This is a genomic window from Trichlorobacter sp., from assembly GCF_030247655.1.
Classification (GTDB): domain Bacteria; phylum Desulfobacterota; class Desulfuromonadia; order Geobacterales; family Pseudopelobacteraceae; genus Trichlorobacter.
Genome location: NZ_JAOTRZ010000308.1, coordinates 1 through 2,676, shown reverse-complemented (window position 1 = coordinate 2,676; position 2,676 = coordinate 1). Strand labels below are relative to the sequence as shown.

At 42.8% G+C, this 2,676-nt stretch carries 4 protein-coding genes; 3 read left to right on the top strand and 1 reads right to left on the bottom strand.

The window, feature by feature from the left end; all coding sequences use genetic code 11:
• The 3 genes from OEL57_RS16075 to OEL57_RS16065 all read left to right on the top strand — a co-directional run.
• Nucleotides 1-1,180: FAD-binding protein (locus OEL57_RS16075; protein ID WP_300741869.1), on the top strand; the 1,180-nt coding region annotated here is incomplete at its 5' end.
• A gap of 10 nt (nucleotides 1,181-1,190) precedes the next feature.
• Complete coding sequence (locus tag OEL57_RS16070) at nucleotides 1,191-1,478, top strand: chorismate mutase (RefSeq protein ID WP_300741867.1); 288 nt, start codon at nucleotides 1,191-1,193, stop codon at nucleotides 1,476-1,478.
• Nucleotides 1,472-1,681: a hypothetical protein gene (locus tag OEL57_RS16065; RefSeq protein ID WP_300741866.1), complete on the top strand. Its 210-nt coding sequence runs from the start codon at nucleotides 1,472-1,474 to the stop codon at nucleotides 1,679-1,681. The genes OEL57_RS16070 and OEL57_RS16065 overlap by 7 nt, the downstream gene beginning before the upstream one ends.
• 75 nt (nucleotides 1,682-1,756) lie before the next feature.
• Here the strand turns inward: OEL57_RS16065 and pilQ are convergent.
• Nucleotides 1,757-2,676: type IV pilus secretin PilQ (gene pilQ / locus OEL57_RS16060; RefSeq protein ID WP_300741864.1), on the bottom strand; the 920-nt coding region annotated here is incomplete at its 5' end.

The window sequence follows — 2,676 nt, the reverse complement described above, 5'->3', positions numbered from 1 at the left end:
ACAAAACCCTAACATTCAGGTTTTTGAAGACCACATAGCCATTGACCTGCTCACCTGCGCAAAACTGGCCAGACAGGCGGTCAATGACAACTGCTGTCTTGGCGCGTATGTACTTGATATAAAAAACAAAGTAGTCAAGACCTTTTCAGCTGGTGCAACCCTGCTTGCCAGCGGTGGTGCGGGCAAAGTATACCTCTATACATGCAATCCCGATGTTGCATCAGGTGACGGAGTTGCCATGGCCTATCGAGCCGGTGCGACCGTTGCCAACATGGAATTTATGCAGTTTCACCCCACAACTCTCTTTCATCCAAATGCAAAATCATTTCTCATATCTGAGGCGGTTCGAGGCGAAGGTGCAATCTTAAGACGTCGTGATGGCACGGCATTTATGGAGAAGTACCACCACCTTAAAGACTTAGCTCCCCGTGACATAGTAGCTCGTGCCATTGACAATGAAATGAAGACCTATGGCGATGACTGCGTCTATCTGGATATCACCCACGAGCCTGCTGATGTAGTCAGAAACCGGTTCCCTAATATTTATCAGACTTGTATGGAATATGGACTGGATATGACTAAAGACTGGCTACCGGTTGTTCCTGCGGCTCACTACCTCTGTGGCGGTGTACAGGTAAACACCCACGGCCAATCAGACCTGCGTGGATTGTATGCTATTGGTGAAGTTGCCTTTACAGGCCTGCACGGTGGCAATCGACTGGCCAGCAACTCCTTACTTGAAGCTGCGGTCTACGCCAGTAGAGCAGCAGCACATGCAATTAACGCATTAGCATCCAAACCGTTTACAAAACCATCCTCGCTCCCCGAATGGGATTCAGGCACAGCTACTAATAGTGATGAAATGGTTGTAGTCTCTCAAAACTGGGATGAAATCAGGCGTTTTATGTGGAACTATGTTGGCATTGTCCGCTCAACCAAACGCCTCGAACGAGCAATGCGTCGAATAAAACTTATTCAGGCAGAGATTGAAGAGTACTATTGGAACTTCATCATTACCTCAGATCTGATTGAATTGCGTAATCTGGCTAATGTCGCAGAACTGATCATTGCCTGTGCCCAGCAACGCAAGGAATCCCGTGGGCTGCACTACACAATCGACTATCCCGAACGGGATGATGTTAACGGTAAAAAAGATACGATACTAAAAAAACAGTTTTAGTGAGGCATAAGTGGATATCAATGAAATAAGACAACGCATAGACCTGCTGGATGATGTCTTACTCAGAATTTTTAACGAGAGGGCTCGTCTCGCATTGGAAATAGGTCACCACAAAAAACTTCTAGATCTGCCTGTCTATGATCCATCCCGTGAAAAGCACATTTTTGCGCGGATGAAGGATGACAATCCTGGCCCATTAGATGACGGGGCAATTGTACGTCTGTTTGAACGGGTAATTGATGAATCCAGAAGACTTGAAAGGATCATGACGCAACAGGAGGAACAGAAGGAATGCTAATTATTACAAAGAAGAAAGCCTCTGAAGAAGCTTTAGACCAGATCAAGGAATTTTTGGTTACCAACGGTTTTGACTTCCATCAATCAACCGGTGCTGACCGAACCATTATCGGTGTCATTGGTGATACGCATACGCTTGAAGAAAACATTATTATGAGCATGCAAGGAGTACATCAAGTTATTCGTATAAAACATGATGAATAGCGGATTAAATCACCTATATGAAAACAACAACGCCACTCATGTTTATGAGTGGCGTTGTTGTTTGGAGACTACCGACTATAGTGTACTATTTAAAATACGCGGAGTAATGAATATCAACAGTTCACTTTTATTTTTTGAGTAGCTCGTAGATTTAAATAAGTTTCCTAAAATAGGTACATCCATAAGCCAAGGAACACCTTCTTGACCTTCAGATTCACTATCAACAAAAATACCACCTATCACCGTTGTCTCACCATCTTTCAATAACATCTCTGTGGTTGCTTGCTTCTTATTAATTGGTGGGGTTGTAGATGTAGAAGTGGTATCAGGCGCATCATTCTTAGCATCAACCTTTAATACAATCGTACCGTTATTGTTTATATGCGGTGTAACTTCAAGAGATAGAGCTGCTTCAACGAATTTTGTTTCAACCTTATCAGATGTAGAAGTCACATACGGAATCTGCTTACCCTGGGTGATTTTAGCTGATTTATTATTAAGTGTCGCAACCTTAGGAGATGAAATAATACGTTTCAGTCCAGCTTTCGCAGCAGCATTCAAGCGCATTGAAAGCTTAACATTAGCGCCGATTGTTCCAAAAGTGATATCAGCAGCACTGGTTGTACTACCTATCGATGATGTTCCAGGTGTACTAGTAATGCCTCCAAAGACAGTATCAACACTTTGCACAAGCTTTTTAGCATTCAACTCTTTATCAATACTCCAGCTCACACCTAAAGATCGTGAAAAATCAGATGTAGCCTCAATTATTCTGGCCTCAATCATGACTTGTTTTTCTGGAATATCCAGGTCTTTCAAAATTTTACCCATATCGGCCAGAGCTGCTTTTACATCTTTAACGATCACTTTATTAGTACGGGCATCAGATGTAATAACACCACGTTCAGTTTTCAGTGCGGTAAACTGGGTAACTATTCCGGATAAATCAGCATAGTTGACTTCAAAAATTCTGGTATCAAGTGGCTCAGACTTAA

Bases quoted from the DNA above. Each gene is read 5' to 3' on its own strand.
- OEL57_RS16065 (WP_300741866.1), top strand. From the start codon at position 1,472: ATGCTAATTATTACAAAGAAGAAAGCCTCTGAAGAAGCTTTAGACCAG.